The 24469-nt window shown below is 71.2% G+C and carries 18 protein-coding genes; 6 read left to right on the top strand and 12 right to left on the bottom strand.

The window, feature by feature from the left end; translation table 11 throughout:
* Window positions 1-141 precede the first annotated feature (141 nt).
* On the top strand, window positions 142-2634 hold the full coding sequence (locus OWM54_RS15575) for a heavy metal translocating P-type ATPase (protein WP_267697996.1): 2493 nt from the start codon (window positions 142-144) through the stop codon (window positions 2632-2634).
* Window positions 2635-2738: 104 nt separating this feature from the next.
* A complete protein-coding gene (locus OWM54_RS15570; RefSeq protein ID WP_141328262.1) occupies window positions 2739-3803 on the top strand; it encodes an aromatic ring-hydroxylating oxygenase subunit alpha in 1065 nt (354 codons plus the stop codon).
* A gap of 149 nt (window positions 3804-3952) precedes the next feature.
* Here OWM54_RS15570 and OWM54_RS15565 read toward each other — a convergent pair whose 3' ends face one another.
* The 3 genes from OWM54_RS15565 to OWM54_RS15555 form a co-directional block, all read right to left on the bottom strand.
* A complete protein-coding gene (locus OWM54_RS15565) occupies window positions 3953-4642 on the bottom strand; it encodes a helix-turn-helix transcriptional regulator (protein ID WP_267697995.1) in 690 nt (229 codons plus the stop codon).
* 12 nt (window positions 4643-4654) lie between these two features.
* Window positions 4655-5065 (bottom strand): DUF1761 domain-containing protein, encoded by a 411-nt coding sequence (locus tag OWM54_RS15560; RefSeq protein ID WP_223746073.1) that lies wholly within the window; start codon window positions 5063-5065, stop codon window positions 4655-4657.
* A gap of 84 nt (window positions 5066-5149) precedes the next feature.
* Window positions 5150-6007 carry a class I SAM-dependent methyltransferase gene (locus tag OWM54_RS15555; RefSeq protein ID WP_267697994.1) on the bottom strand — a complete coding sequence of 286 codons (858 nt, stop codon included), beginning with the start codon at window positions 6005-6007 and terminating at the stop codon, window positions 5150-5152.
* A 75-nt stretch (window positions 6008-6082) separates the two neighbouring features.
* Here OWM54_RS15555 and OWM54_RS15550 point away from each other — a divergent pair, with 75 nt between their 5' ends.
* The 4 genes from OWM54_RS15550 (at window position 6083) to OWM54_RS15535 (ending at window position 12590) form a co-directional block, all read left to right on the top strand.
* On the top strand, window positions 6083-6568 hold the full coding sequence (locus tag OWM54_RS15550; protein WP_267697993.1) for a helix-turn-helix domain-containing protein: 486 nt from the start codon (window positions 6083-6085) through the stop codon (window positions 6566-6568).
* Window positions 6569-6828: 260 nt separating this feature from the next.
* Entirely contained in the window at window positions 6829-8151 is a 1323-nt protein-coding gene (locus OWM54_RS15545) for a hypothetical protein (RefSeq protein WP_267697992.1), read from the top strand.
* A complete protein-coding gene (locus OWM54_RS15540) occupies window positions 8148-12203 on the top strand; it encodes an RHS repeat-associated core domain-containing protein (protein WP_267697991.1) in 4056 nt (1351 codons plus the stop codon). The genes OWM54_RS15545 and OWM54_RS15540 overlap by 4 nt, the downstream gene beginning before the upstream one ends.
* 33 nt (window positions 12204-12236) lie before the next feature.
* A complete protein-coding gene (locus tag OWM54_RS15535; protein ID WP_223746078.1) occupies window positions 12237-12590 on the top strand; it encodes a hypothetical protein in 354 nt (117 codons plus the stop codon).
* A 13-nt stretch (window positions 12591-12603) separates the two neighbouring features.
* Here OWM54_RS15535 and OWM54_RS15530 read toward each other — a convergent pair whose 3' ends face one another.
* From OWM54_RS15530 to OWM54_RS15490, 9 genes are all read right to left on the bottom strand, one after another.
* Window positions 12604-13953 (bottom strand): multicopper oxidase family protein, encoded by a 1350-nt coding sequence (locus OWM54_RS15530; protein WP_223783616.1) that lies wholly within the window; start codon window positions 13951-13953, stop codon window positions 12604-12606.
* Window positions 13954-14108: 155 nt separating this feature from the next.
* Complete coding sequence (locus OWM54_RS15525; RefSeq protein WP_267697990.1) at window positions 14109-15572, bottom strand: TolC family protein; 1464 nt, start codon at window positions 15570-15572, stop codon at window positions 14109-14111.
* Entirely contained in the window at window positions 15569-15913 is a 345-nt protein-coding gene (locus OWM54_RS15520) for a heavy metal-binding domain-containing protein (protein WP_267697989.1), read from the bottom strand. Before OWM54_RS15520 ends, OWM54_RS15525 begins: the two co-directional genes overlap by 4 nt.
* 289 nt (window positions 15914-16202) lie before the next feature.
* Window positions 16203-17027 carry an N-acetylmuramoyl-L-alanine amidase gene (locus OWM54_RS15515; RefSeq protein ID WP_267697988.1) on the bottom strand — a complete coding sequence of 275 codons (825 nt, stop codon included), beginning with the start codon at window positions 17025-17027 and terminating at the stop codon, window positions 16203-16205.
* Between the two features lie 96 nt (window positions 17028-17123).
* Window positions 17124-20255 carry an efflux RND transporter permease subunit gene (locus OWM54_RS15510; protein ID WP_267697987.1) on the bottom strand — a complete coding sequence of 1044 codons (3132 nt, stop codon included), beginning with the start codon at window positions 20253-20255 and terminating at the stop codon, window positions 17124-17126.
* Window positions 20245-21432 carry an efflux RND transporter periplasmic adaptor subunit gene (locus OWM54_RS15505; protein WP_267697986.1) on the bottom strand — a complete coding sequence of 396 codons (1188 nt, stop codon included), beginning with the start codon at window positions 21430-21432 and terminating at the stop codon, window positions 20245-20247. Before OWM54_RS15505 ends, OWM54_RS15510 begins: the two co-directional genes overlap by 11 nt.
* Window positions 21429-22655: a TolC family protein gene (locus OWM54_RS15500; RefSeq protein ID WP_267697985.1), complete on the bottom strand. Its 1227-nt coding sequence runs from the start codon at window positions 22653-22655 to the stop codon at window positions 21429-21431. The genes OWM54_RS15505 and OWM54_RS15500 overlap by 4 nt, the downstream gene beginning before the upstream one ends.
* Window positions 22656-22768: 113 nt before the next feature.
* Window positions 22769-23089: a hypothetical protein gene (locus OWM54_RS15495; RefSeq protein WP_223746084.1), complete on the bottom strand. Its 321-nt coding sequence runs from the start codon at window positions 23087-23089 to the stop codon at window positions 22769-22771.
* A gap of 318 nt (window positions 23090-23407) precedes the next feature.
* Window positions 23408-24373, bottom strand: a complete 966-nt coding sequence (locus tag OWM54_RS15490; protein ID WP_223746085.1) for a PLP-dependent cysteine synthase family protein — start codon at window positions 24371-24373, stop codon at window positions 23408-23410.
* Window positions 24374-24469: the final 96 nt, after the last annotated feature.

The following is a 24469-nucleotide window of genomic DNA, read 5'->3' as shown; positions in this document are numbered from 1 at the left end:
CGCGGTAGGGCTCGGGGAGCAGGTGCGCCCATTGCGCCTGCTCGCCCGGCCGCCGTCATTTCCTTGGACCGCGATGTTCAAGGAAATGACCTGTAAGAGTCCGCCGGGTGTTTCGTTGGCCCGGGGGAAAGGAGACGCACCATGCATCGCCACTCCCACCCGGGCTCCCACTCCCACCCGCACCCCTCGGCTCCCCCTCCTCCGAGCGAGGGGGCGCACGCCATCGACCCGGTCTGCGGGATGAAGGTGGACCCGAGCGCCCCCAAGGGCGGCAGCCTGGAGCACGAGGGGCGCACCTTCCACTTCTGCAACCCGAAGTGCCGTGAGCGCTTCGCCGCGGACCCGGCGCGCTACCTCGCGCCGCCCCCGGAGTCGCCCGAGCCGCCGCCTCCCGCCGCGCCGGGGACGATGTACGTGTGCCCCATGGACCCGGAGGTGCGTCAGGACCATCCGGGGGCCTGCCCGAAGTGCGGCATGGCGCTGGAGCCGGAGACGCTCTCGGTCCCCGAGACGCGCGTCGAGTACGTGTGCCCCATGCATCCGGAGGTGGTGCGCGAGGGGCCGGGGAGCTGCCCCCTCTGCGGCATGGCGCTGGAGCCGCGCACGGTGCTGCCCGAGGACAGGCCGGACCCCGAGCTGACGTCCATGTGGCGGCGCTTCCTGGTGGGCATGGGGCTCACGGTGCCGCTTTTGGTGCTGGCGATGTCGGACATGATTCCGGGGCAGCCCGTGCAGCACGCGGTGCCCGCGTCGGTGCTGGCCTGGGCGCAGCTGCTGCTGGCGACGCCCGTGGTGCTGTGGGGCGGCTGGCCCTTCTTCCAGCGCGGCTGGGCGTCGGTGAAGAACCGGCACCTCAACATGTTCACGCTCATCGCCCTGGGCACGGGCGCGGCGTATGTCTTCAGCGTCTTCGCCACGCTCTTCCCGGACCTGCTGCCCCACGGGCTGCGCACCGGACACGGAGGCACCGCGCCGCTGTACTTCGAGGCCGCCGCCGTCATCGTCACCCTGGTGGCGCTGGGGCAGGTGCTGGAGCTGCGGGCGCGGCACGCGACGTCCGGGGCGCTGCGCTCGCTGTTGAGCCTGGCGCCCCCGGTAGCGCGGCGGATTCGCGAGGACGGGCACGAGGAGGACGTGCCGCTCGCGCACGTGCACCCCGGTGACCGCCTGCGGGTGCGCCCCGGTGAGAAGGTGCCGGTGGACGGCGAGGTGCTGGAGGGCGCCAGCGCCGTGGACGAGTCGATGGTGACGGGCGAGTCCTTGCCGGTGGAGAAGTCACGTGGGGAGAAGGTGACGGGCGGCACGGTGAATGGGACGGGCTCGCTGGTGATGAAGGCCGAGCGCGTGGGCAAGGACACGCTGCTGTCGCGCATCGTCCAGCGGGTGAGCGAGGCGCAGCGCACGCGCGCGCCCATCCAGCGGCTGGCGGACAAGGTGGCGGCGGTCTTCGTGCCGGTGGTCATCGCGGTGGCGGTGGTGACGGCGGTGGTGTGGGGTGTGTGGGGGCCGGAGCCTCGGCTGGCGCACGCGCTGGTGAACGCGGTGGCGGTGCTCATCATCGCGTGCCCGTGCGCGCTGGGCCTGGCCACGCCCATGTCCATCATGGTGGGGACGGGGCGGGGCGCGCAGGCGGGCGTCCTCATCCGCGACGCGGCGGCGCTGGAGCGGCTGGAGGCGGTGGACACGCTGGTGGTGGACAAGACGGGCACGCTCACCGAGGGCAAGCCGAGGCTGGTGTCGGTGGTGGCCTCCGAGGGCATCGACGAGGCGACGCTGCTGCGGCTGGCCGCGAGCCTGGAGCGGGGCAGCGAGCACCCGTTGGCGGAGGCGATTGTCTCCGGCGCGAAGGAGCGCGGGGCGGTGCTGACGGCGGTGGAGGACTTCCGCTCGGAGACGGGCAAGGGCGTGGTGGGGCGGGTGGACGGCGTGGAGGTGGCGCTGGGCAACGCGGCGCTGATGTCGGCGCGCGGCGTGGAGGCCACGGCGCTGACGGCGCGGGCCGAGTCGCTGCGTCAGGAGGGGCAGACGGTGGTGCTGGTGGCGGTGTCGGGCCGCGCGGCGGGGCTCCTGGGCGTCGAGGACCCGGTGAAGGAGTCGACGCCGGAGGCCTTGTCGCTGCTGCGCCAGGAGGGGCTGCGCGTGGTGATGCTGACGGGGGACAGTCAGACGACGGCGGAGGCGGTGGCGCGCAGGCTGGGTATCTCCGAGGTCATCGCGGGGGTGTTGCCGGAGGGGAAGGGGGACGTGGTGAAGCGGCTGCAGCAAGAGGGCCGCGTGGTGGCGATGGCGGGAGATGGGGTCAACGACGCGCCGGCGCTGGCGCAGGCGGATGTGGGCATCGCGATGGGGACGGGGACGGACATCGCGATGGAGAGCGCGGGTGTCACCCTGGTGAAGGGGGACCTGAGGGGTATGGTCCGGGCGCGCCGGCTGAGTCAGGGGGCCTTGCGCAACATCCGGCAGAACCTCTTCTTCGCCTTCATCTACAACCTCCTGGGCGTCCCACTGGCGGCGGGGGTGCTGTACCCCTTCTTCGGCCTGCTCCTGAGCCCCATCTTCGCCAGCGCGGCGATGAGCCTGTCCTCGGTGTCGGTCATCGCCAACGCGCTGAGGCTGCGGCGGCTGAAGCTGTAGGTCCGGGGAGCGCCGGGGGAGGGTGACTGCTCGCCCCCCGACGGGCGGCGCGGGCCTGCGAGGGAAGACGTGCACCGGCCGTGCGGGCCATTAGACTGCGTCGTATGAGCCCGCCCGCCGGTCACGTCTCCGTCGTCAACCTGCCGAATGCGTGGTTCATCCTCTGTTCCTCGCGTGAGCTGAAGGACAAGCCGCTGGCGCGCACGCTCCAGGGCACGCCGCTGGTGCTCTTCCGGGGCGAGGGCGGCACGCCTGGCGCGCTGGTGGACCGCTGCCCGCACCGCAACGTCCCGCTGTCGCTGGGGCGCGTGAAGGGCGGACAGCTCCAGTGCGGCTACCACGGCTGGAAGTTCGACACGGGCGGGCAGTGCCGCGCCATCCCGGGGTTCATGGGCGAGCCGGAGGCCCGCTCGCGCTGCGCGACGTCGTATGCGACGCGGGAGCAGGATGGGTTCATCTGGGTGTACTCGACGCCGGGCGCGGTGCCCACGACGGAGCCGTTCCGCTTCCCGTTGCTGGAGGCGGGGGACTACACCACGGTGCGCCGCATCCTGCGCGCGCCGGGCTCGCTGCACGCGACGCTGGAGAACACGCTCGACGTGCCGCACACGGCGTACCTGCACGGGGGCTTGTTCCGCACGGAGGAGAAGCGCAACGAGATTGACGTGGTGGTGCGGCGCAGCGCGGACCGGGTGGAGGCGGAGTACATCGGCGAGCCGCGTCCCAGTGGTGTCGTGGGGAGGCTGTTGGCGCCGGGCGGCGGCGTGGTGCAGCACTTCGACCGGTTCCTGATGCCGTCGATCGCGCAGGTGGAGTACCGCATCGGCGAGGGGAGCCACATCATCGTGACCTCGGCGATGACGCCCGTGTCGGAGTGGGACACGATGGTGTACGCGGTGGTGACGTTCCGGCTGCCGCTGCCGCGCTGGCTCCTGCGCGCCGTGCTGCCCGTGGCCATGCCGGTGGCGCTCCACATCTTCAACCAGGACGTGCGCATCCTGAAGACGCAGACGGAGACCATCCGGCGCTTCGGCACGGAGACGTATGCGTCCACGGAGATTGATGTCCTGGGCCCCGGCATCCTCCGCTTGCTGCGCGCCGCCGAGCAGGGCAAGCCCGGTGCGGTGGGCGACGCCGTGCACGAGACGCGGCTGAAGATGAAGACCTGAGCGCGGCACGTCGCCGTGGATGAGGCGCGCCTGAAGATGAAAGCCCGCGCGAAGCGTGGACACCGCGAGCGGCCCGGCGCGGTGCCGCTCACCGGGTGAAGGCGGTGTGCTCCTCGCGAGCCCCCGGGGTGGCGGGCGGATGGGCCGTTCTACTTCGCGAGCTTCAAGTGTGCCTCCCAGCGTCGCCGCAAGGCCGCGCGGCGCTCGGGGTACGGTGTGTCGAGGAAGTCCACGCTGAGCAGGCGCTCGGTCCTGAAGTAGCGGAAGTCGCGCCTCAGCTCACACCATGCAATCAATACGCGGACGCCCGTCACGTAGCCCACGAGGATGGGCCACACCGTGCGCTGGCTCGTGAGGCCCTCCGCGTCGGTGTAGTGGAGGTGGAGCTTCAGTTGCTTCCGTGACCACTCCCGCAGCCGCCCCAGGTCGACCGTCCCGTCGGGGTGCTTGTGCCTCGCCGGTGGAGTGCCCACCACCGGGTCGTCGACCAGCTCGCGCAGGTGCTCCGGGACGATGGCGGCGACCTTGGCCAACACGCCTTCCGCAGCCGCCGACAACGTCTTGTCCGCGTTGGCCGCCACCCACTGCGCGCCGAGCACCACCGCCTCGATTTCGCTGGGTGTCAGCATCAACGGCGGCAGGTCGAAGCCGCGCTCCAGCACGTAGCCGACCCCTGCTTCTCCTCGAATCGGCACGCGGCGGGCCATCAGCGCCGCGAGGTCCCGGTACACGGTGCGCTGACTGGTCTCGAGCTTCTCGGCGATGGCGCTGGCCGTCATCGGACCCTTGGCCCGCCGCAGCACCTGAAGAATCTCGAACAGCCGGTCCGCGCGTCGCATGCGTCCTCCGCGCTACGCCATGGCGGTGAGGATAGCGCAGCTCACGAGGTTGCTGACCAGGAAGTAGGGCGCGTTGATGACCCCGTAGAGCAGCGGCCTGGGCATGTTGGGATTGATGGCCACGTTGAACACCGTGGCGACGAGATAGCCGAGCCCGCTGATGACGCCGAACGCGAGCGCGTTCGGCATCGTGTCGAGGTGGAACGAGCGCAGCAGGACCGCGTTCGTCAGCGTCACCACGAGTCCGCAGAGCAGGGGACCCACGATGAAGAGGGGCTCCGGCTTGCGGCCCGCCAGGTCGGTGCGCGCGAGCGCCAGCGCATATGGCTTCGGGATGACCCCCATGTACCACGCGGCGCCGAGCACCTGCAGCGCCACGGTCGAGAGGAGAACGGCGAGCCAGTTGATTGAAAGCGTGAACATCGTGTGCGCCCCGGTGGAGGTGAGGCGCACGGAGTACCGCCACCCTGCTGCCACCGTGGTGGCAGCAGGGAATGGGACGCCGTCCTAGGTGGCGACGGTCGGAGCGCGGGCCTCGATGCGCCAGCAGGCGGCGGTGAGCCGCACCTCGTCGCCGTGGACGAAGGGGCTGAAGGCGGCGAGCAGGGTGTCGACGAGCTTCGCCCGTGCCTGTTCGTCGAGCTCCTGAATCACCCGGCCCACGGGTCCGAGCCGGGTGACGTACCGAGCCAGGCTTCGCGCAGGCATGGTGCAAGGGACGTCGATGGCGCGCAGGGTGATGTCCGTCCAGCCGCTCTGCTCCAGGATGCGCTGGACGCGGTTCGGGTCCGCGAAGGCGAACTGTCCCGGCGCGTCCGGGATGCGGGGAGGGATGTTCGTCAGGTAGGGCGCCGCGGCCTTCTCCGCGGTCGTCATGAACGGGTTCTCCTCCGGGCTCCTCCAGGCGATGCAACACAGCCGGGCGTCACCGGTGGCCGCGCGTCGGAGGTTCGTGAAGGCCCGGACCGGGTCGTCGAAGAACATGACGCCGAAGCGGGACATCACCAGGTCGAACGACGCGGGCTCGAAGGCATGCGTCTCCGCGTTCGCTTCGATGAAGCGGGCGGCCACGTGCTGTGCCTCGGCTTGTTCCCGCGCCACGGCGAGCATCGGCGTGGAGACGTCGAGTCCGACACACTGTCCCGTCGAGCCGAGATGCCGGGCGACGGCGAGCGTCGTGCTCCCCGTTCCGCAGCCCACGTCGAGCACCCGGTGGGCGCCCAGGGTCCGCACGACCTCGATGAACAGGGACTCGAAGGGCTTGAACAGCTGCTCGAGCACCTCCCGGGTATCCACCCAGGCGTGTCCCGCGGGGCCCTTCCAGAGGGCCTCCTGCTCCAGGGGGGATGGGGTTCCGGCGGTCATCGCGTGTCTCCTTTACCGAATGAGATGTGCTGTGGACGCTAGAGTGCCAGTTCAAGTCGACTTGAGGTCAAGCGGATGAGAGACCTGGACATCACCGAGGTGGCGCGGCGCTCGGGCGTACCCGCCTCGACGCTGCGCTTCTATGAGGAGAAGGGGCTGCTCTCCTCGACGGGCAGACGGGGCCTGCGCCGCCTGTTCGGTCCGGACGTGCTGGAGCGGCTCGCGCTCATCGCGCTGGGGCGGGAGGCGGGCTTCTCGCTGGAGGAGATTGCCCGGATGTTCGCGCCGGATGGGCGCCTGGCCATCGATCGGAAGTTGCTGGTCGAGAAGGCGGAGGAGCTCGACAGCACCATCCGACGATTGAGCGCCATGCGCGACGGCTTGAGGCACGCCGCGAGCTGTCCCGCACCGAGCCATCTGGAGTGTCCCCGCTTCCGCCGGCTGCTGTCGGCCGCCGTGTCCTCCCGCCGCGAGAGCGCTGCGACGAAGGACCGGGAACGAGCGCCGAGGAAACCGGCGCCTGGAAGACGGATGCCTCCCGGGCGTCGTCCGAGGCTGTGAAGCACTCCAGGCCACCGCCCTCCATCGATGTGCGGGAGCGCATCGAGCACCCGTGCGGGGTCGAGGTCTCTCCGAACCTCCCTGTCCCTGTCCGCCGTGGACCGGGCATGTGCAGTCTGGCGCCTGACAATCGCTCGCGGATGTGAGGGCTTTCAGACCCTGCGAGCCCACCCGGCTTTGTCAGGAGTCGATGAGGTCCGCCAACGTCTCTCCGCGCCGGTTCCCTGAGGCGTGTCCAGGGACCATGCGCGGGGTGGGCCATGGGACCGAACACGAGCCTGGACAGTCTCCGCGCGCCCATCGTTCGCCGCGTCGAACGACTCCAGGCGCAGTGGGCTGCCTTCGCCGAGGACGACGATGCGCGCCTGCTTCGCTGGGTCCTCGCGCCGAACGAGCGGAAGCTCATGGACACCTTCTTCGTCGTCGAGGAGCACGACGGCGGCGTGTCACCGGACCTGTTCCTGCGGTTGGAGGTGCCCTTCGCCACGCCCTCCCACCATGGCCTGGAGCTGGTGGAGGCGATGGCCTCGCAGTACCACGCGCTCCGGCATGACCTGGAGCAGGCGGGCGTGGATGCGTCCTGGGTGCCGCCTCGTCGGGAGCCGGGCCAGGACGACGCGCGCGTCTTCCTGCGCGTGGCGGAGTCCTTTCACGAGCACCACCAGCCCTTGTTCCGCCACCTCGTGCTCGTGCTCCTCCCGGAGGCGGTCTCCTCGAGCGCGGACTGGACGGCGTGGGTCGAGCGAACGGTGCTTCAGGCGCACGCGGCCCAGGTGCGGCTGGTGTGCTTCGATGACCCCTCCTCGCCCACGTTGGCGGAGGTGGCGCGGGCCCAGGCCCGCCGGGTCCGCACCTTCGTGGCGGGACTCGACATGGGCGCGGCGATGGAGGAGGTGTCCTCGGCGGCCGGGCACCTGGACACGCCGCAAGGCCACTTCCGGCACCTGTACGTGAAGCTGGGCCGCGCCCTGGAGGCGCGGGACCTGGAGGCGGCGCGGGGCCTGGCGACCGAAGCGGTGGCGGTGGCGAAGGCCCAGGAGTGGAGCCACCTCGTCGTCGCGACGCACGTGGCGCTGGCCACGGGGTACATGACGAAGGAGGACTTCCCGGCGGCCGTCGCCTGCTACCGCTCCGCGGAGGCCGAGGCCCTGGCCGCGCATCAGCGAGGTGAAGCGCAGGGCCTCCCCTTGCAACTCAAGGTGCGCATGGCCCTGGGGGGCGCGCTCATCTGCGCGCGCACCTATTCGCGAAGCGGAGACCTGTATCGCGACACGGCGCCGCTGGCCGAGCAACTGAAGGACGACCGCATGCTGCTGGAGTGCTGGCGCATGGCGGCCTACGGCTATGAGCTGGCCCGGGACCATGACGCCTCCTGGGCCTGCGGGGTGCGCGCCTTCCCCGTGGCGCACCGGATGGACGAGGAGACGCGCCGCACGTCCACGCTGGGCTACCTGGGCGACGGGCTGATGCGCCTGACGCGGACGTGGAAGTACCGCGCGCACCGAGGCGTCGTCGAGGAGCAGATGTCGCGGCTGCTGGGCCCGGCGTGGCGCCCCCCAGACTCGCGGAGGCCGTCGTCATGATGCCGGCCGCGAAGCACTTCGACCTGCTGCTGGGCATCGACATCCACCTCGTCCAGCCGCCGGGCCCCGTCCCCCCGGTCCCCATCCCTCATCCGCACCTGGGGCTGGTGTTCGACCCCGTCGACTACGTGCCCGTCCTGGGGGCCACGGTGCTGGTGGGCGGACTGCCGCGCGCGCAGGCGGGCTCGTCCGGCATCGCGCTGCCACCGCACATCCCCCTGGGCGGCGTGTTCGTGAAGCCTCCGGCCAACGAGTCGGAGCTCTTCATGGGCAGCAGCACGGTGTCCGTGGATGGAGACGCCTTCAGCTACCTGGGCCTCCCGGTCCTGAGCTGTCAGGACATCGGCATCCCGCCCATCCCCCGGCTCAAGAAGAAGAAGACCACGAAGTCGCTGGTGCTCCCCACGACGGTGGTGTTGTCCATCCCGCTGCCGGTCCTGGTGGGCGGCGCGCCGACCGTCTCCTTGATGGCCCTGGCCATGCGCGCGGGCTTCGCGCTGCTGGGGGCGTTGCTGCGCAAGGTGAAGGCGCTGCGCAAGACGCGCAAGGCGCAGAACGGGGTCCACTGCACGGGTGGACATCCGGTGGACATCATCACCGGGGCCAACTTCGACGAGTTCACGGACGCGGTGTCTCCGCCGCCCGGCCTCTTTCGCTGGCGGCGGCACTACACCACGGCGCGCGTGACCGAGCAGGGCCCGCTGGGGTGGGGCTTCCGACACGAGTACCAGCACACCCTGCGCTTGATGCGACAGGCCTGGCGCTACGAGAACGGCCAGGGACGCGTCATCGACTTCACGCCGATGGGGCCCGGGGAGGTGGAGACGCTCCAGCAGGGCGTGGTGCTCCGGAGGTTGGACGCCCGGCGCTTCGAGGTGTGCGAGGCGGATGCGCCGCGCTTCGAGCTGGAGCTGGCGGGCGCGGAGCCGCTGGCGCGCCTGCGCTTCGTCCGGAGCCCGGACGCGGAGCTGGAGCTGCGCTATCGGGGCGCGCGGCTCGTCCTGCTCATCGAGCGGACGCGGCACGGACGTCAGCGCTACGCCTGCGCCTACGACGCACGGGGCCGGATGACGTCGCTCCTGCGGCTGCGCGATGGCGGTCCTCCTGAATGCCTGGCCTCGTACGGCTACGACAAGCGGGGACGGCTGGTGACGTCGTGTGACGCGGAGGGCGGCCGTCATGCGCTGGTCCATGACGAAGCGCACCGCTGGACGGAGATGACCACGCCCGGCGGCTACCGCTTCTGGTGGAAGTACGACGACCAGGGGCGCTGCGTGGAGACGTCCGGAGAGGACGGGCTCTGGTGGGCCCGCTTCGAATACGACGCCGAGCGTCGCGAGACGCGCGTCACGGAGCGCCAGGGCGGAGTCTCCGTCTTCAAGTACGACGCGAACGACACGTTGCTGGAGCGGGTGGACCCCTACGGCGGGGTGCTCCGGCGGGAGGTGGATGCGGACGGCGGCATCGTGCGTGAGGTGGACTCAGGGGGCCGGGTCACCCGCTGGCTCTACGATGCACAGGGCGCCCACACGGGGCTGCTGGACCCCTTCGGGCAGCGCCTGCCTCCGGCGGAGACGCAGGCCGACCCTCCGGGCCCCGACCTCTTCAGTCATCCCGTCACGCCCCTGGGCCACCTGCTGGGCCTCCGCATGGAGGAGCTTGCGTCCGTGGCGACGCGGGACCTCCCGACGCTGCTCGAGCGTGTCCCCGCGGAGCTGTCCACCGTCCTGGCCACGCTGGTGAGGGCCCACCCCCCGGCGGAGGAGGCGACCGCCCCGGTTCGCGAGTACGACCGACTGGGCCGCTGCATCAAGGAGGTGGACGCAGCGGGCCGGGTCCAGGCGTGGAGCTACGACACCGGCGGCAACCGGGTGTGGCACCAGGACGCGGACGGCTCCATCACCCGGTGGGGGATAGGCCGGTGGAACCTCGTCGTGTCCGAGACGGACGCGCTCGGACACACCCTGCACGTCGCCCACTCCTCCACGGAGGAGGTGGTCCGTGTCGAGGACGCGGGAGGCGCCGTCAGCGAGTACGCGCGGGATGAGAAGGACCGGCTCGTCCGGGTGACGCGCCACGGGGTGGCGCGGGACGAATACGTCTGGGACGTGGGCGACCGCCTGGTGGAGAAGCGGGACGGACACGGCAGGTGGCTGCTGAGGCTGGACTACGAACAGGAGGGGCACCTGGTGACGTGCGCCCTCGCCTCGGGGGCAACGCACTTGCTGGCCTTCGACCTGGAGGACCAGGTCATCCGCGCCTCCACGGACGCGCACACGGTGGCGCTCGAGCGCGACGCGCGAGGACGCATGCGAAGCGACCTGCGCGATGGCCTGGGCGTCGTGCACACCGTGAGGGGCCGTGAGCGGCGCACCGAGGTGCTGGGCTTCACCTCCACCGTGGTGGACGAGCAGGGGTCGCTCGTCCAGGTGGTCGACCCGACCGGCGGAGCGCACGCCATCTGGAAGCACTCGGCGGGGTGGGTGCTGCGGGAGCACGCCCAGGGCACCCGCGAGCTTCGCCAGCATGACGACCGGGGCTGGCCGCTTTCGACACTGCGGTGGCGCTGGACCGACGACGGGCAGCTCCAGCACCACGGGGTCCGCTACGAGCGCACCCCGGAGGGCGACTGCATCGGCGTCCACGACAGCGTGGACGGCGAGACGCTGTACACGGTGGATGCCGCGCACCGGCTGGTGGAGGAGGACGGCCCCGGCGGGCGACACCTGTACCACCTGGACGCCGCGGGCAACCTGCTGGCGAAGCCGGGGCTGCGAGGCGTGGTGCTCCAGGAGGGCAACCGGTTGGTCGAGGCCAACGGGGAGCGCTTCGTCTACGACGACCGCAATCACATCGCGGAGCGACACCGCGAGGACGGCTCCCGGGTCCGCTACACCTACGACAGCGCGGACATGCTCATCCGCGTCGAGGATGGCCACGCGGAGCCGTGGACGGCGGACTACGACGCCATCGGTCGGCGCATCCGGTGCGGACGCGGGGCGCGGCAGACCTGGTTCTACTGGGATGGCGAGCGACTGGCGGCGGAGCACGCTTCCGACGGCAGGCTGCGCATCCACGTGTATGGGGCCCACGACGCCCTGGTGCCGCTGCTGTTCGTGGACTACGAGCACCCGGAGGCGCACCCTTCGACGGGGCGCGTCTACACGCTCTTCACGAGCCCCAACGGCACGCCGACCCGCATCGAGGACGCGCGAGGTCAGCCGGTCTGGCGCGCCACGCGCATCGAGCCGTATGGGCACGTGGAGGTCGACGCCGCGTCCACGGTGGACTGCCCGCTGCGGATGGTGGGGCACTATCACGACGCGGAGACGGGGCTCTTCTACAACCGCTTCCGCTACTACGAGCCTCGCCTGGGGCGGTATCTCCAGAGCGACCCGCTGGGCACGGGGGGCGGCAGCAACCTGTATGCCTATGCGCCCCATCCGCTCGACCAGGTCGATGTCCTGGGGCTGGTCCACTCGAAGAAGGGGAAGGCCAGCGCCAAGGGGGGCAAGTCCGCCAAGGGCGTCACGCGGGTCGAGACGCTGCTGACCCTCCCCATCAAGAGCCGCATCCACAAGAAGAAGAAGCTCCAGGCGCAGAAGAAGATTGTCTACACCGACCCCCAGGGCCGGAAGTCGACGTACTTCCTGGACGGCAAGGGGCGGACGGTGCTCAGCGAGGTCCCGTTGGATCCACCCAAGAAGTACAAGAAGGAGGGTGTCAGCCACATCAAGCCGGATGGGTACCAATCCGGAATCGACCACCGGGGGCATCTGGGGCCGGAGCGCGGCGTGGCGAACCAGGACCTGGTGAACGTGCCCGAGAACGTCATCGCGGAGCACGGCACCAAGTCGAACCTCAGCGTCAAGAAGCGGCTGGAGAACAAATCCATCGCCACCGCGAAGACCACGCCGAACACCCTGTTCGTCAGCGAGCCGAAGTACTCAGGTTCATCGGGCCGGCCCACCGAGGTCGCTCACTCGCTGCTCGATGGCTCGGGTAAACCCATCACGGGTCACTCACAAGTCATTCCCAATCCCAAGACCTAGGTCGTCCTCTTTCCTGAATGGTAAGGGTGCTGCATGGCCACGGAGCTTTCAGAAGAACAGTTGCCCGTCGACCGCGAGCTGGGCGCGGCGGTCCTCTCCCTCCTGCCCGATGAGTGGACGGGTGCGCTCCTCCGGGTCGAGCGGGTCCCCGGTGAGGAGGATGTGGAGCGCTACCGCATCCAGATCACCCCCACGGGGAAGGGACAGGGGAGCGTCACCCCGGACGAGGAGGTCGAGGTCGCCGTGCAGAAGCTCTTCCTCCTGCACCAGCGCTTCAAGACGGGCCTCCAGTCGATTTCGTACACCTATCGCCAGAAGAAGGACGGGAGCTGGGGACAGGTCGGCGAGTACGAATACGACGACTCCGACGAAGAGGCCGTGGGCTGAGCGAGCACCCGGCTCAGCCGTGCGCCAGCCCACCCGGAGACGCGGGCTCCGCCTTCGGCGGCGCGTCCACGTCGATGCCGTCCTGGCTCAGCTCGGACGTGCTGGCCGCCATCGCCAGCGTGCCGGGCGGGTTCTCGTACCAGCCCGGGTCCGCGTTACCCGTCAGCCGCTCGCGCACCTTGAGCACCGTGAACATGCCGCCCATGGTGATGACGTCGTGCTTGCCGCGCGCTCCGCTCATGGGGATGGAGTTGGTCGGCACGGGCATGCCCATCTCCACCATGTCGCCCATGCCCGTCTGCCCCATCGTCATGTAACCCGGCAGGAGCTTGCGCACCTTCGCGTCGAGCCCTCCCGGATTCACGCCGATGAGGTTCGGGATGTCATGCCCCATCTGGTTCATCAGATGGTGCGTCATGTGGCAGTGCATCGCCCAGTCACCGGGCGCGTCCGCGACGAACTCGATGCTGCGCGTGCTGCCCACCGGCACGAGCACCGTGGTCTCCGGCCACTGCGCGGACTCGGGGATGCGGCCCGCGTCCGTCTCCGTGATTCGGAAGTGGTAGCCGTGCAGGTGGATGGGGTGGTGGTCCATCGCGCTCAGGTTGCCCAGGCGGATTCGCACGCGCTCGCCCTGGCGCACCACCAGCGGCTCCGTCCCGGGGAACGCCTTCGCGTTGAACGTGAGCAGGTTGAAGTCCGTCATCTCGTTCGGGTCCGGTCGCCGCGTGCCCGGGTCCACGCGCCACTCGTGCAGCATCAGCGCGAAGTCCTTGTCCACGCGCGGACCCACCGGACGACGCGGGTGCATGATGAACAGCCCCACCATGCCGAGCGCCATCTGCGTCATCTCGTCGTGGTGCGAGTGGTACATGCCCGTGCCCGACTGGCGGATGGTGAACTCGTAACGGAACGTCTCTCCCGGTGCGATGGACTTCTGGTTGAGCCCCCCGACGCCGTCCATGCCGTTGGGCAACAGCAGCCCGTGCCAGTGCACCGTCGTGGGCGCGGGCAGCCGGTTGGTGACGTAGAAGCGGACGCGGTCCCCCTCCACCACCTCGATGGTGGGCCCGTGCACCTGGCCGTTGTAGCCCCAGCAGTGGACCTTCAGGCCCGGGGCGAGCTCGTGCTCCACCTCCTCGGCCACCATGTGGAAGACCTTCACCCCGTTGACCAGCTTCCACGGCAGCTTCGTCCCGTTGGGCACGATGACCGGCCGGTAGTCCCGGTTCGGCATCCCGGGGGACTGCCAGTCGCGCCGCGCCGGTGGGCTCGCGCGAGGCGCCGCCGTCTGCGCCTGCGCGGCGCCGCCCTGGAGCAGCAGCGCCCCGCCCGCGAGCGTGGCCCCTGCCGTCGCCAGCATGCTCCGTCGGCTGAGCTTGCCGGAGACCTCCGTGTCGTGGGTCGACGCGGCGTCGGACGTGGCGCTGGGCGCCCGCTCGTCCGTGGAGGTCCTCTTGCGCGCCGTCGGGTCCTCCGTGTCCGTCGTGCTCGAAGCGAAGGGGGAGAGGAGGGACTTCATGGTGTGACTCCGTGGCCATGCTCGGGCGCGTGGCCGTGGCCGGAAGGCGTTTCGGTTTCAGTGGGCGTTGGGCGGGGATGCTCCGGCGCGGCGGCGGGCGTCGCGCGGCGCCCACCCGGGAGCCGACCTCCGACGAGCTGCTCCAGCTCCGCGTGCGCCATCCAGTAATCGCGGACCGTCTCGATGTACGCGCGGTACGCCTCGACCTGGGACTGCTTCGCGTCGAGCAGCGCGTACAGGCCAATCTGCATCGCGTTGTATTGGAGCTGGGACTGCTCGACGACCTGCTCGCGCAGCGGCAGCACCACGCGCTGATACCGCTCGGCCACGCCTCGGAGCGTCAGCAGCCGGGCCCGCGCCGCGCGGACCTCCGAGCGCGCGTTGACCGACAGCTCCGTCTGCCTCCGTTCGCTCTGTCGATGCTGCGCCTCCAGCTTCGCGATGAGCGCCTGGCGCTGGTCGAAGATGGGCAGCTCCAGCGAGAGCGTGGGCCCGAGCAGTCGCGGACCGTTCGCGTCCCGGTGCGTGTGCACGCCCACGTCCACCCGGCCGAAGAAGCGCGTGCTGCGCGCCAGCTCCAGCGCGTTCCACATCAGCTCCGTCTGCTTGCGCGCCGCATCGATGTCCAGCCGCTGCCGGATGGCGAGCGACTCCAGCCGCTCCAGCGTCGCCTCCTCCTCGGGCGGCGCGGGCAGCTTCTCCGCGATGGCCCACTGGGTCCTCCCACCCCACAGGCCCAACAAGCGATTGAGCCGCTCGCGGTCCTCCACCAGCGTCAGCTCCTCGCGCGCCAGCTCCAGCCGGGCCTCCTCCGCCGCGGCCTTCTCCGTCGCCAGGTCCAGGTCCGTGAGGTTGCCCGCGGCGTGCTGGAGCGTCGCCAGCTCGGCGGCGGCCTCCGAGGCCTCGAGCACCATCCGACGCAGCTCCACCAGCTGCTGCCGCGCCTGCACCTCGCGGAACACCTTGCGCGCCTCCGCGGCCGTGGCGAGCGCCTCGTGCGCGACGCGCAGCGTGTCCGCGATGAACTGCTCCTGCGCCACGCGCTTGCGCAAGGGCAGGGTGAACAGCTCCACGAAGCCCTGCACCAGCGAGAACTCCGTCTCGCTCACGCCGTCACTCGTGAGCGGAAAGCCGATGCTCCCGTCGAACGTCGGGTTGCTCAACAGCCCCGCCTGCACCATGTCCGCCTGGGACACCCCCAGGTCCTCGTATGTCGCCTGGAGCGCGGGGTTGTTGAGCAGCGCCACCTCCACCGCGTGGTCCGAGGTCAGCGCTCCCGCGAGCAACGTGTCCAGATGCCTCGAGACCTCCGCGTCCTCCGGCGTCCCCTGATTCCAGCGCGTCTTGCGGCCGATGCGCTCCTCGACGAGCGTGGCGACCTCCGCGTGGCCCTTCTCCTTCTGGATGGAGGCACAGCCGCCCGTGAACACCAGGGCGGCGGCGACGAGCGCGCGTCTCACCGGTGCTCTCCGTGTCCCTCATGGCCCGACGTGGGCTTCGCCGGCGTCAGCTTCATGTTGCACTTGGGGCACACGCCGGGCTTGTCCGACTGGACCTCGGGGTGCATCGGGCACGTGTAGAGCGGGGTGCCCGCATCGGGCGGCGCCGGTTTCTCGGCCTCCGGCACGCGCGGCGGCTTCGCGTCGGGAAGCGCGGCCGCGAGCGCGCTGGAGAGTGGGGCGGCCGGGGACTCGGGCGCCTCGGGGTTCGATGGGTCCAGGGACGGCGCGAGCCGCCTCGGCTCGGAGGCACAGGCGGCGAGCGTGGTGAGGCTCGCGAGGACGCTGAGGAAGGTACGCATGGATGACCTCGATGAGGCGCGCGGTGAAGCGGGCCGAAGACGCCGCGCGGTTGAGCAAGCCCCAGGCCATGCCGGCGCGAGCGCCAACCGTGCGAAGGGACGATGCTCTCGAGGTGCAGGGACGCGATGCCGCGCGGGCCCCGGTGTAACCGGGGTCATCACAGTGTGATGAGCGCCGTGAGGCCGGCTGTTCAGCCGCGCACTTCGCGTATGCCCGAAACACGAAGCGCGGGGAGCACCCTGTCAGGCACTCGACCCGCGCTTCACCTGCTTCACTTCACGGCGACGCTCAGGAGATGCCCTTGCGCAGCCGCGCCCAGTCGAAGTTGGGCGCCGGGTCGTTCTTGCGGCCCTTGGGCACTGCGACGTCCGCGTGACCGACGATGTTCTTCATCGGCACGTCGTACTTCTCCTTCAGGTGGCTCGTCAGCTCGGTCAGCGCCTTGTACTGCGCCTCCGTGAAGGGCGTCTTGCCGCTGCCGTCGTTGACGATTTCGATGCCGATGGAGCGCGCGTTGACGTCCGTGGGGACGCCGTGCAGCTCGCTCTTGCCCGCGTGCCACGCGCGCTTGTCGTCACCGACGAGCTGATAGATCTTCCCGTCGCGGTCCACCATGTAGTGCGCGGACACGCCGCTCTTCGGGTTGCGCATCCACGACAGGTCGGCCTTGCCGTCGTTCGACGCCGTGTGGTGCATCACGATGGTGTCGATGTCCGCCCCGTTGCGGCTGTCGGAGTTGGGCGAGGGCGCGCTGATGACCGCGGGCTTCGTGCCCGGCGTGGTGGGCGTCGTCGGCGTCGTCGGCGTGCCCGACAGCGCCTTCTTCAGCGCCGCCTGCGTCTGCTCGCCGTAGTACCCCGTTGTGGGAAGTTTCTTGTCGGCCTGGAACTTCTTCACCGCGGTCTCGGTCTGCGCGCCGAAGGTGCCGGGGCCCGTGGCCACCTGCTTCGCCGTCAGGTAGCCGAGCTTCACCAGCGCGTCCTGAAGCTGCTTCACCTTGGGGCCCGTGTCGCCCTTGCTCAGGCCCGCCGGAGGCGCCGTGACGGTGTTGGTGGCGGCCGCCGCCCGGGTGGTGGTGCGGGTCGACGTGGAGGGGGGAAGTCGCAAGCTCATGAAGGGCCCCAGGTTTGGAAGTGTGAAAATCACGGGATTGTCGGTGCTCCGGGTCGAAAGTTGCGGACCCAAGACCCGGAGCACCTCTCGTGTTCTTCAGGACACAGTGGGGCCGCGAGCGGCCACACCCCGTCGACGCACCTTCTCCCTGACGCCGTGCACCCAGACGTAAAAAGTCGGCAACACCAACAGGGTGAACAGCGTGGAGGTGACGAGCCCGCCCACCATGACGACGGCCAGGGGGCGCTCAATCTCCGTTCCATGGAGAGGCAAAACCAACAGTGGCAGCAGACCGAGGATGGCCGTGGCCGCGGTCATCAACTTGGGACGTACGCGACCCAGGCTCGCTTCTCGCACCGCGTCATCGAAGGACCTGCCGCGTGAGAGCAGCTCCTTGGTTTGAGAGACGAGCACCAGGCCGTTCTGCACGGCGATGCCGAACAGGCCGATGAGGCCCACGAGGCTGGAGACGTTCCACGTCTCTCCCGCGATGAGCAGCGCGAGGATGCCGCCGACGAAGGCGTCGGGCAGCGTGGCGAGGATGACCAGCGCCTCCGCCACCGAGTCGAGCGCGAGGTACAGCAGCACGAACACCGCGAGGATGGCCACGGCGATGGCCATGGCCAGCGACTGCGCGGCGCGCTGCTGGCTCTCCACGCGGCCGCCCACGTCGACGAAGTAACCGGTCGGCAGCTTCAGCTCCGCCGCCAGTCGCTCGCGCACCTCGGCCGCGGTGCTGCCCAGGTCCCGCCCCGACACGCTCGCCTCCACCGCGAGCCTGCGGCTGCCCGCCTCGCGGCGCACGCTGCCCGCGCCGAAGGTCTCCTCGATGGTGGCCAGCTGGCTCAAGGGGATGCGCGTCCCGTCGTGCCCGTCCACCAGGAGGTTGCGCAGCGCCTGCAGGTCGCCGCGTCGGTGGTCCGCCAGTCTCAGCACCAGCTCGTGCCGCCGATGGCCCTTCCAGACCTGCGAGGCCTCCTCGCCCACCATGCCCACGCGCACCGCGCGGATGACGTCTCCGGGCGTCAGGCCCACGCGCGCCACGGCGGCGCGGTTCACGGTGATGCGCAACTGGGGCAGGCCGCTGAGCTTCTCCACGCGCAGGTCCTCCACGCCGTCCACCTTGGCGAGGATGGCGCGCGTGCGCTCCCCCAAGGTCGCGAGCGTCTCCAGCTCCGGCCCGAAGACGCGCACGGACAGGTCCGCGGGGCTGCCACCCAGGCCCTCGTCGATGCGCATGCCCAGGGGCGTGGTGAACAGCGTGGTGACGCCGGGCACCCGCCCCACGGCGACGCGCAGGTCCTCCTCCAGCTTCTCCAGGCTCCTGCCGCGCTCCGGCTTGAGCACGACGAGCACGTCCGACACCGTGTGCGGCATCGGGTCCTCGGTGCGCTCGGCGCGGCCGGTGCGGCGCACCACGTCCTCCACCTCCGGAAAGCCGAGCAGCACGTCCTCCACCAGGTGGTTGAGCCGGTCCACCTCCTCCAGTGACGCCTCCGGAGGCAGCACCGTCTGGAGCAGGAACGCGCCCTCGTCCAGGCGGGGCATGAAGTCGCTGCCCACCGCGAACGCGAGCCCCAGCGCGGGCACGGTGATGGCCAGCGCCACCAGCCGCACCCGCCCCGCCCGCCGCATGCACGCGTCCAGCAGCGGCGAGTACACCGCCTTGATTCTGCGGATGAGCCACACGTCCTCGGGCGTGCCCTCGCGCGGACGCTTGAGCAGGAGCGAGGAGGCCACCGGCACCAGCGTGAGCGCCAGCGCCAGCGACGCGGCCAGGCACGCCACCACGGCGGCGGCGAGCGGCTGGTACATGCGCCCCTCGATGCCCGTCATCGCGAACAGCGGGATGAAGACGGCCACGACGATGAGCGTGGCGAAGGCGATGGGGCGCCCCACCTCCATCGACGCGGACAGCGCCTCCTCGCGCACGGACCTGCGGCCCTGCCCCTCGCGCAGGTCGTGGATGATGTTCTCGGTGACGATGATGGCCGCGTCCACCAGCAGGCCCACGGCGATGGCCAGCCCGCCCAGCGTCATGGTGTTGATGCCGATGCCCGCGACCTTCAACAGGATGCCCGCGAGCGCCAGCGACAAGGGCAGGGTGAGCGTGACGATGAGGGCCGCGCGCCAGTCCCCCAGCAGCACGAAGAGGACGAGCACCACCAGCAGCGCGCCCAGCAGGATGGCCCGGCTGACCCCCCCCAGCGCCGAGTCCACCAGCTCCGACTGGTCGTAGACGACGCGCAGCTGCACGCCCGGAGGCATGGACTGCTTGAGCTCCTCGAGCGCCGCGCGCACGCCCTTGGCCACCGCCTGCGTGTCCGCGCCGAACTGCTTGATGACGCGGCAGCTGACCACCTCGCCCTTGAGCCGGTGGGCGATGCCGCGGCGCACCGCGGGCCCCTCGCGCACGTCGGCCACGTCCGCGAGCAGCACGGGCGTGCCGTCACGCAGCGCCACCACCGTGGTGTTCAGGTCCTCCACCGTCTGGGCGCGCCCCACCGCGCGCACCGTCCACTCCATGGGCCCCTGCACCACGAAGCCTCCGGAGGCGTTGAGGTTGGCGCCCTCCAGCGCGTGCTCCACCTCGTTCAGGCTGACGCCTCGGGCCACCATCTGGTCCGGGTCCAGCAGCACCTGGAACTGGCGCAGGTAGCCGCCCAGCCGCTCCACGCCGGCGACCCCGGGCACGGCGAGCAGCCGGTTCTTCACCTCGAACTCGGCCAAATCCCGGAGCGCCATCAGGTCCGCGGAGCCGGGCTCGGCCTCGAGCGTGAACTCGAACACCTCGTTGAGGCGGCCCGTGAGGCTGGAGACCAGCGGCGCGTCGGTGCCGGCGGGCAGCTCGCCCTGGGCCTGCGCCACGCGCTCGGCGACGTACTGGCGGCTGCGGAAGTAGTCCGCGTCCGGCTCGAACTCCACCGTCACCTGGGTGACGCCCAGCTGCGAGGTGGAGCGGATGCGCCGCACGTCGGGCAGGCCCGCGAGCGCCACCTCCATCGGGATGGCCACCGCCGTCTCCAGCTCCTCCGCGCCCATGGCGGCGTTCTGGACGATGACGTTGAAGATGGGCGCGGACAGGTCGGGGAACACGTCGCGCCGCAGGCCGTTCAGCGACACCGCGCCGAACGCGGACAGGGCCAGGGCGAGCAGCACGGTGAGCCCGGGCCGCGCGAACGACGCGCGCAGCACGCGGGCCACCCAGGATGAGGCGTCAGTGGCCATGGTGGTCCGCTCCTCCCGCCGACTTCTCCACCTCGGCCTTGAGCAGGAACGCGCCGTCCACCACCACCTGCTCGCCGACCTTCAGGCCGGAGAGCACCTCCACGTGGTCGCCCAGCGTGCGGCCCCGGCCCACCTGCCGCCGCTCGAAGGAGCCGCGCTCGCCGGTGGGCAGGAACACCACCCAGCCGTTCTCCAGCCGCTGGAGCGCGGCCGCGGGCACGGTGGTGATGGTGCCGTCGGGTCCGCCCAGCGGAATCGACGCGGTGGCGGACATGCCGGGCTTGAGGAGGCCCTCGGTGTTGTCCAGCACCAGCCGCACGGGGATGGTGCGGCTGGCCGCGTCCACGCGCTGGCCCACGTGGCCCACGCGGGCCAGGACCTCCTTGCCGGGGAAGGCGGCGAAGGTGATGCGCGCCTCGGTGTCCGGCCGCATGCGCACGGCGTCGCGCTCGAAGGCATGGACGATGAGCCACAGCGAGCCCAGGTCACCGACGCGGAAGAGCGTGTGCTCGGCGTCCGCCATCTGGCCCATGCGCGCGTCGCGCTCGATGACGGTGCCCTGGATGGGCGAGCGCAGGATGAAGCCGGCCACGCCCGCGGTGTCCTCGCTGGCGCCCAACGCCGTCAGCTCCGCGCGGGCCGCGGCGAGCTCCGCCTCGGCGCCGGCCGCGTCCACCTCCGCGGCCTGCACGTCCTTCTGCGCGACGATGCGCTCGGCGGCGAGCGCGCGCTTGCGCTCGGCGGCCTGTCGGGCTGCGGTGGCCCGGGCCTTCGCGGACTGGAGCGCGGCGCGCGCCTTGCCAAGCTCGGGGCTGCGCAGCTCCGCCAGCTTCTCGCCCTCCTTCACGTGCTGGCCCGTGGTGACGAACACCGTCCCCACGCGCGCGGAGATGGGCGAGGCCACCTCCGCGTAGGCGTCCTCGCTGAACGTCAGCTCGCCCAGCGCGTTGACGCTGTCGCCGCCGGGCCGCGCCGCCGCGGGGGCGGTGGTGACGCGCAGGTCTCGAAGCATCTCCGGGGCGATGTGGACGTGGGACTCGTCATGGCCCTCGTCGTTGCCACCGGAGGGCTGGGTGCCCTCGTCGTGGTCGTGCTCGTCCGCGTGCTCGGGCTTGGACTGCTTGCAGGCCGCGAGCGCGAGGACCAGGGAGGCGATGATGAACGCGAGGCGCTTCATGGCAGGACTCCCATCTCGACGGCGAGCTGCACCCGGGCGAGCGCCGCCTGCAGGTGGCTGTCGAGCAGCGCCACGCGCGTCTCGAGCGTTTCACGGCGCACGAGCAGCAACCCCGCGAGGTCCATCTCCCCGGCCTCGTAGGACCTCTTCGCCAGGGACTCGTTCTCATCGAGCAGCGGCAGCGCCTCGGTCTCCAGCACGGCCAGGGCCTGCTGCCGCGAGGCATCGCGCACGCGCGCGGCCTCCACCTGCGCGTCCCGCGCGCGGCGAGCGGACTCCAGCGCGGTGCGGAGCCTGCGCACGCGCGCATCCCCTGTCACCTTCGCCTCCTGCCCTCGGGAGAACACGGGAAGGGGCACGCTGAGCGTCCCGACGAGCGCCGTCTCGTCGACCTCCTTCTCATAGCGCACGCCCACGCTGACATCGGGCCAGCCCTCGGCGCGGCCGAGCTTCAGGTCGGCCTCCGCCTGCGCGAGCTCCGACTCGATGGCCACCAGGTCCGGACGCTCCTTCGTCCCGGAGGCCGCCGCCACGGGCAGCGAGGCCAGCTCCCGCAGCACGCCGCGCACCGCGAGCGCTTCCCGCGGCGGCAGGCCCAACAGGGCGCGCAGCTCGTCGAGCAGGGCCTGCTCTTCGCCTCGCGCCGTCACCACCGCGGCGCGGGCGCGGGCCAGCGCCACCTTCGCCACGTTGACGTCGACGACGGGCACGTCCCCCGCGTCGAAGCGCTTGCCGGTGGAGTCGGACAGGCTCCTCGCGGCCTCCTCCGTCTGGTGCATCAGCCGCGACAGCTCCCGGGCATACAGCGCCCTCAGGAAGGCCGCGCCCACCTCACCGAGCACGCGCCGCTCGGCGTCCTGCTGCTCGGCGTCCTGTCGCTGGAGCCCCGCGCGCGCGGCGACCCGGCGTGCGCCCTGCTTGCCGCCGAGCTCGATGGGTTGGGAGATGCCGAGGGACAGCTGCGTCCCCCGGAGGTCGTCGTGCGTGCGGGGCCCCAGCTCGAAGCTGACGGTGGGGTTGTCACGCAGCCACGGCGACGCGCCGGCGACGGGGCCCTGGGCCTCGGCCACGCGCCCCGCGGCGTCCAGCAACGCGGGCGCGCGCTGACGGGCGAGGGAGAGGACTTCTTGAAAGGACAGCTCGGAAGGTGAAGCGGCGCTGGCGAAGGGCCAGACGAGGGCGGCGACGAGCCCGAGGGCCGCCGGCGCGGAAGGTTTGAACACGGGAAGAGACCTCGCGAAAGGGAGGCGCGCGTCAGGCCGACGGTGCCACGGCCACGCCATGGACACACGTCACCTCGGCACGGTTCGCGCGCGGAAGACGGACCACCACCACGTCAGGCGAGGTCGGCTCTGGGGACGTGCAGGATGTCGTCGAGGTCGGCGGAGGCGGGGGCGTCCTCGTCCACCCGCACCGGGCGCGGTCGAGGTGCAATCCACAGCAGGGCGGGCGACGCGACGGGCGCGGCGCTCACCGAGCGCACGTGGCCGCAGCAGGTGCAGTCCGCGCAGTCCGGCGCGCACTGTCCGCTGGAGTCATCGTCCGGGCAGCGCTGCGTGCACACGGTGTCCGTCGCGTCGGAGAAGGCCATCCACAGGCCTCCCTCCGTCGGGGCGAACAGCAACAGGCTGAGGCACAGCCAGATGCGCGGCAGCACGAAGTCGGCTTCTAGCACGCACCCCGACAACGCGCACGCAGATGCCCCCCGCGCGTGAAGTACCTGTCGGAAGGGCAGGCGCGCCCGCCCGGGGGCGGGGCGGGGTGACGCGGTGGGACATGGCGCGTCTGTCCCCGTGCGGACGCTCGACGTGCCCCGGGAGGCGAGGCGCGGGAGGCCCGAGCCGTCACGCGGTTGAAGCCCGGCGCGGGCCGCGCGCGCGGCGCCTCGAGGCATCGCGGATGCGCCGAAGCGCCCGCGCGACGCTCCTGGCGCCGCTCGGGTGTTCGCTCCGAGCGGCGCACCCGCCGCGTCAGCTCACGCCACGCCGCGCGCGGCGACGGGGCGCTGCTGAATCAGCTCCGTGGAGAAGTAGCGCTCCATGCGGTCGGGGAACACGGTGACGACCTGCGCGCCCGGCCCCAGCCGCCGCGCCGCCTCCACCGCGGCCACGTAGTTGAGCCCCGACGACGGCCCCACCGGGAAGCCCCGGCGGATGAGCGCGCGCGCGGTGCACATGGCCTGCTCGTCCGACACGTCCAGCTCCACCCGCCCCGGCATGTCCGCGTCGCGGTACAGCTTGGACATGCCGTCCACCACGCCGGGCACGCGCGGGCTGAAGCTGCAACACTCGATGTCGCAGCCCAGGCCCGCGATGGGCCTCGCGATGAACGCCGTCACCGGACAGCCCGCCTCCGCGAACGCCTGATACAGGCCGACCACCGTGCCGCCCGTGCCCACGCCGCTCACCACGCCGTGCACCAGCCCGCCCGGAATCTGCGAGAGCACCTCCTGGCCCGTCCACACCCGGTGCGCCTCCGCGTTGTCCGGGTTCTCGAACTGGCGCGGCGCGAAGGCCTTGCGCTCGCGGGCCAGCTCCTCCGCCTTCTGGATGGCGCCACGCACGCCGCTCTCGCGGGGCACCAGCACCACGTCACCGCCGTAGGCGCGGATGGTGAGCACGCGCTCGTCGGTGACACCCTCGGGCATCACCGCCGTGAAGCGCACGCCCATCTGCGCGCTGGCCAGCGCCAGGGCGATGCTCGTCGAGCCGCTGGACGCCTCGACCACTTCGCCGCCCGGGCTCAGCTCGCCCATGCGCCAGGCCTTCTCCAGCATGTAGCGCGCGATGCGGTCCTTCGTGGACCCGCTGGGGTTGAGGAACTCCAGCTTGCACCAGATGGTGGGTCCCTCCGCGTCCAGTCGGACGGGGACGAGGGGGGTCGGAGCGATGGCCTGGAGGAAGCGGCCATCCGCGGGCAGCGGGCGACAAGGAGGACGCATGGGCCATCCCTATCGCGAAATTGTCCGCTCCGTCAGGGTCCTGGCGTGTCCGGGTGCACTCCGAGGCCCTCCGTCCGTCCGCCCGTCCTGTAAGGA

It is taken from the genome of Myxococcus sp. MISCRS1, from assembly GCF_026626605.1.
Taxonomy (GTDB): Bacteria; Myxococcota; Myxococcia; order Myxococcales; family Myxococcaceae; genus Myxococcus; species Myxococcus fulvus.
Note: the sequence above shows the minus strand (reverse complement) of the source record. Positions and strands in the feature narration are given on the sequence as shown.

Excerpts from the sequence above, each read along its gene's own strand:
- OWM54_RS15575 (WP_267697996.1), top strand. The coding sequence starts at position 142 with ATGCATCGCCACTCCCACCCGGGCTCCCACTCCCACCCGCACCCCTCG.
- OWM54_RS15570 (WP_141328262.1), top strand. The coding sequence starts at position 2,739 with ATGAGCCCGCCCGCCGGTCACGTCTCCGTCGTCAACCTGCCGAATGCG.
- OWM54_RS15565 (WP_267697995.1), bottom strand. The coding sequence starts at position 4,642 with ATGCGACGCGCGGACCGGCTGTTCGAGATTCTTCAGGTGCTGCGGCGG.
- OWM54_RS15560 (WP_223746073.1), bottom strand. The coding sequence starts at position 5,065 with ATGTTCACGCTTTCAATCAACTGGCTCGCCGTTCTCCTCTCGACCGTG.
- OWM54_RS15555 (WP_267697994.1), bottom strand. The coding sequence starts at position 6,007 with ATGACCGCCGGAACCCCATCCCCCCTGGAGCAGGAGGCCCTCTGGAAG.
- OWM54_RS15550 (WP_267697993.1), top strand. The coding sequence starts at position 6,083 with ATGAGAGACCTGGACATCACCGAGGTGGCGCGGCGCTCGGGCGTACCC.
- OWM54_RS15545 (WP_267697992.1), top strand. The coding sequence starts at position 6,829 with ATGGGACCGAACACGAGCCTGGACAGTCTCCGCGCGCCCATCGTTCGC.
- OWM54_RS15540 (WP_267697991.1), top strand. The coding sequence starts at position 8,148 with ATGATGCCGGCCGCGAAGCACTTCGACCTGCTGCTGGGCATCGACATC.
- OWM54_RS15535 (WP_223746078.1), top strand. The coding sequence starts at position 12,237 with ATGGCCACGGAGCTTTCAGAAGAACAGTTGCCCGTCGACCGCGAGCTG.
- OWM54_RS15530 (WP_223783616.1), bottom strand. The coding sequence starts at position 13,953 with ATGCTGGCGACGGCAGGGGCCACGCTCGCGGGCGGGGCGCTGCTGCTC.
- OWM54_RS15520 (WP_267697989.1), bottom strand. The coding sequence starts at position 15,913 with ATGCGTACCTTCCTCAGCGTCCTCGCGAGCCTCACCACGCTCGCCGCC.
- OWM54_RS15515 (WP_267697988.1), bottom strand. The coding sequence starts at position 17,027 with ATGAGCTTGCGACTTCCCCCCTCCACGTCGACCCGCACCACCACCCGG.
- OWM54_RS15510 (WP_267697987.1), bottom strand. The coding sequence starts at position 20,255 with ATGGCCACTGACGCCTCATCCTGGGTGGCCCGCGTGCTGCGCGCGTCG.
- OWM54_RS15505 (WP_267697986.1), bottom strand. The coding sequence starts at position 21,432 with ATGAAGCGCCTCGCGTTCATCATCGCCTCCCTGGTCCTCGCGCTCGCG.
- OWM54_RS15490 (WP_223746085.1), bottom strand. The coding sequence starts at position 24,373 with ATGCGTCCTCCTTGTCGCCCGCTGCCCGCGGATGGCCGCTTCCTCCAG.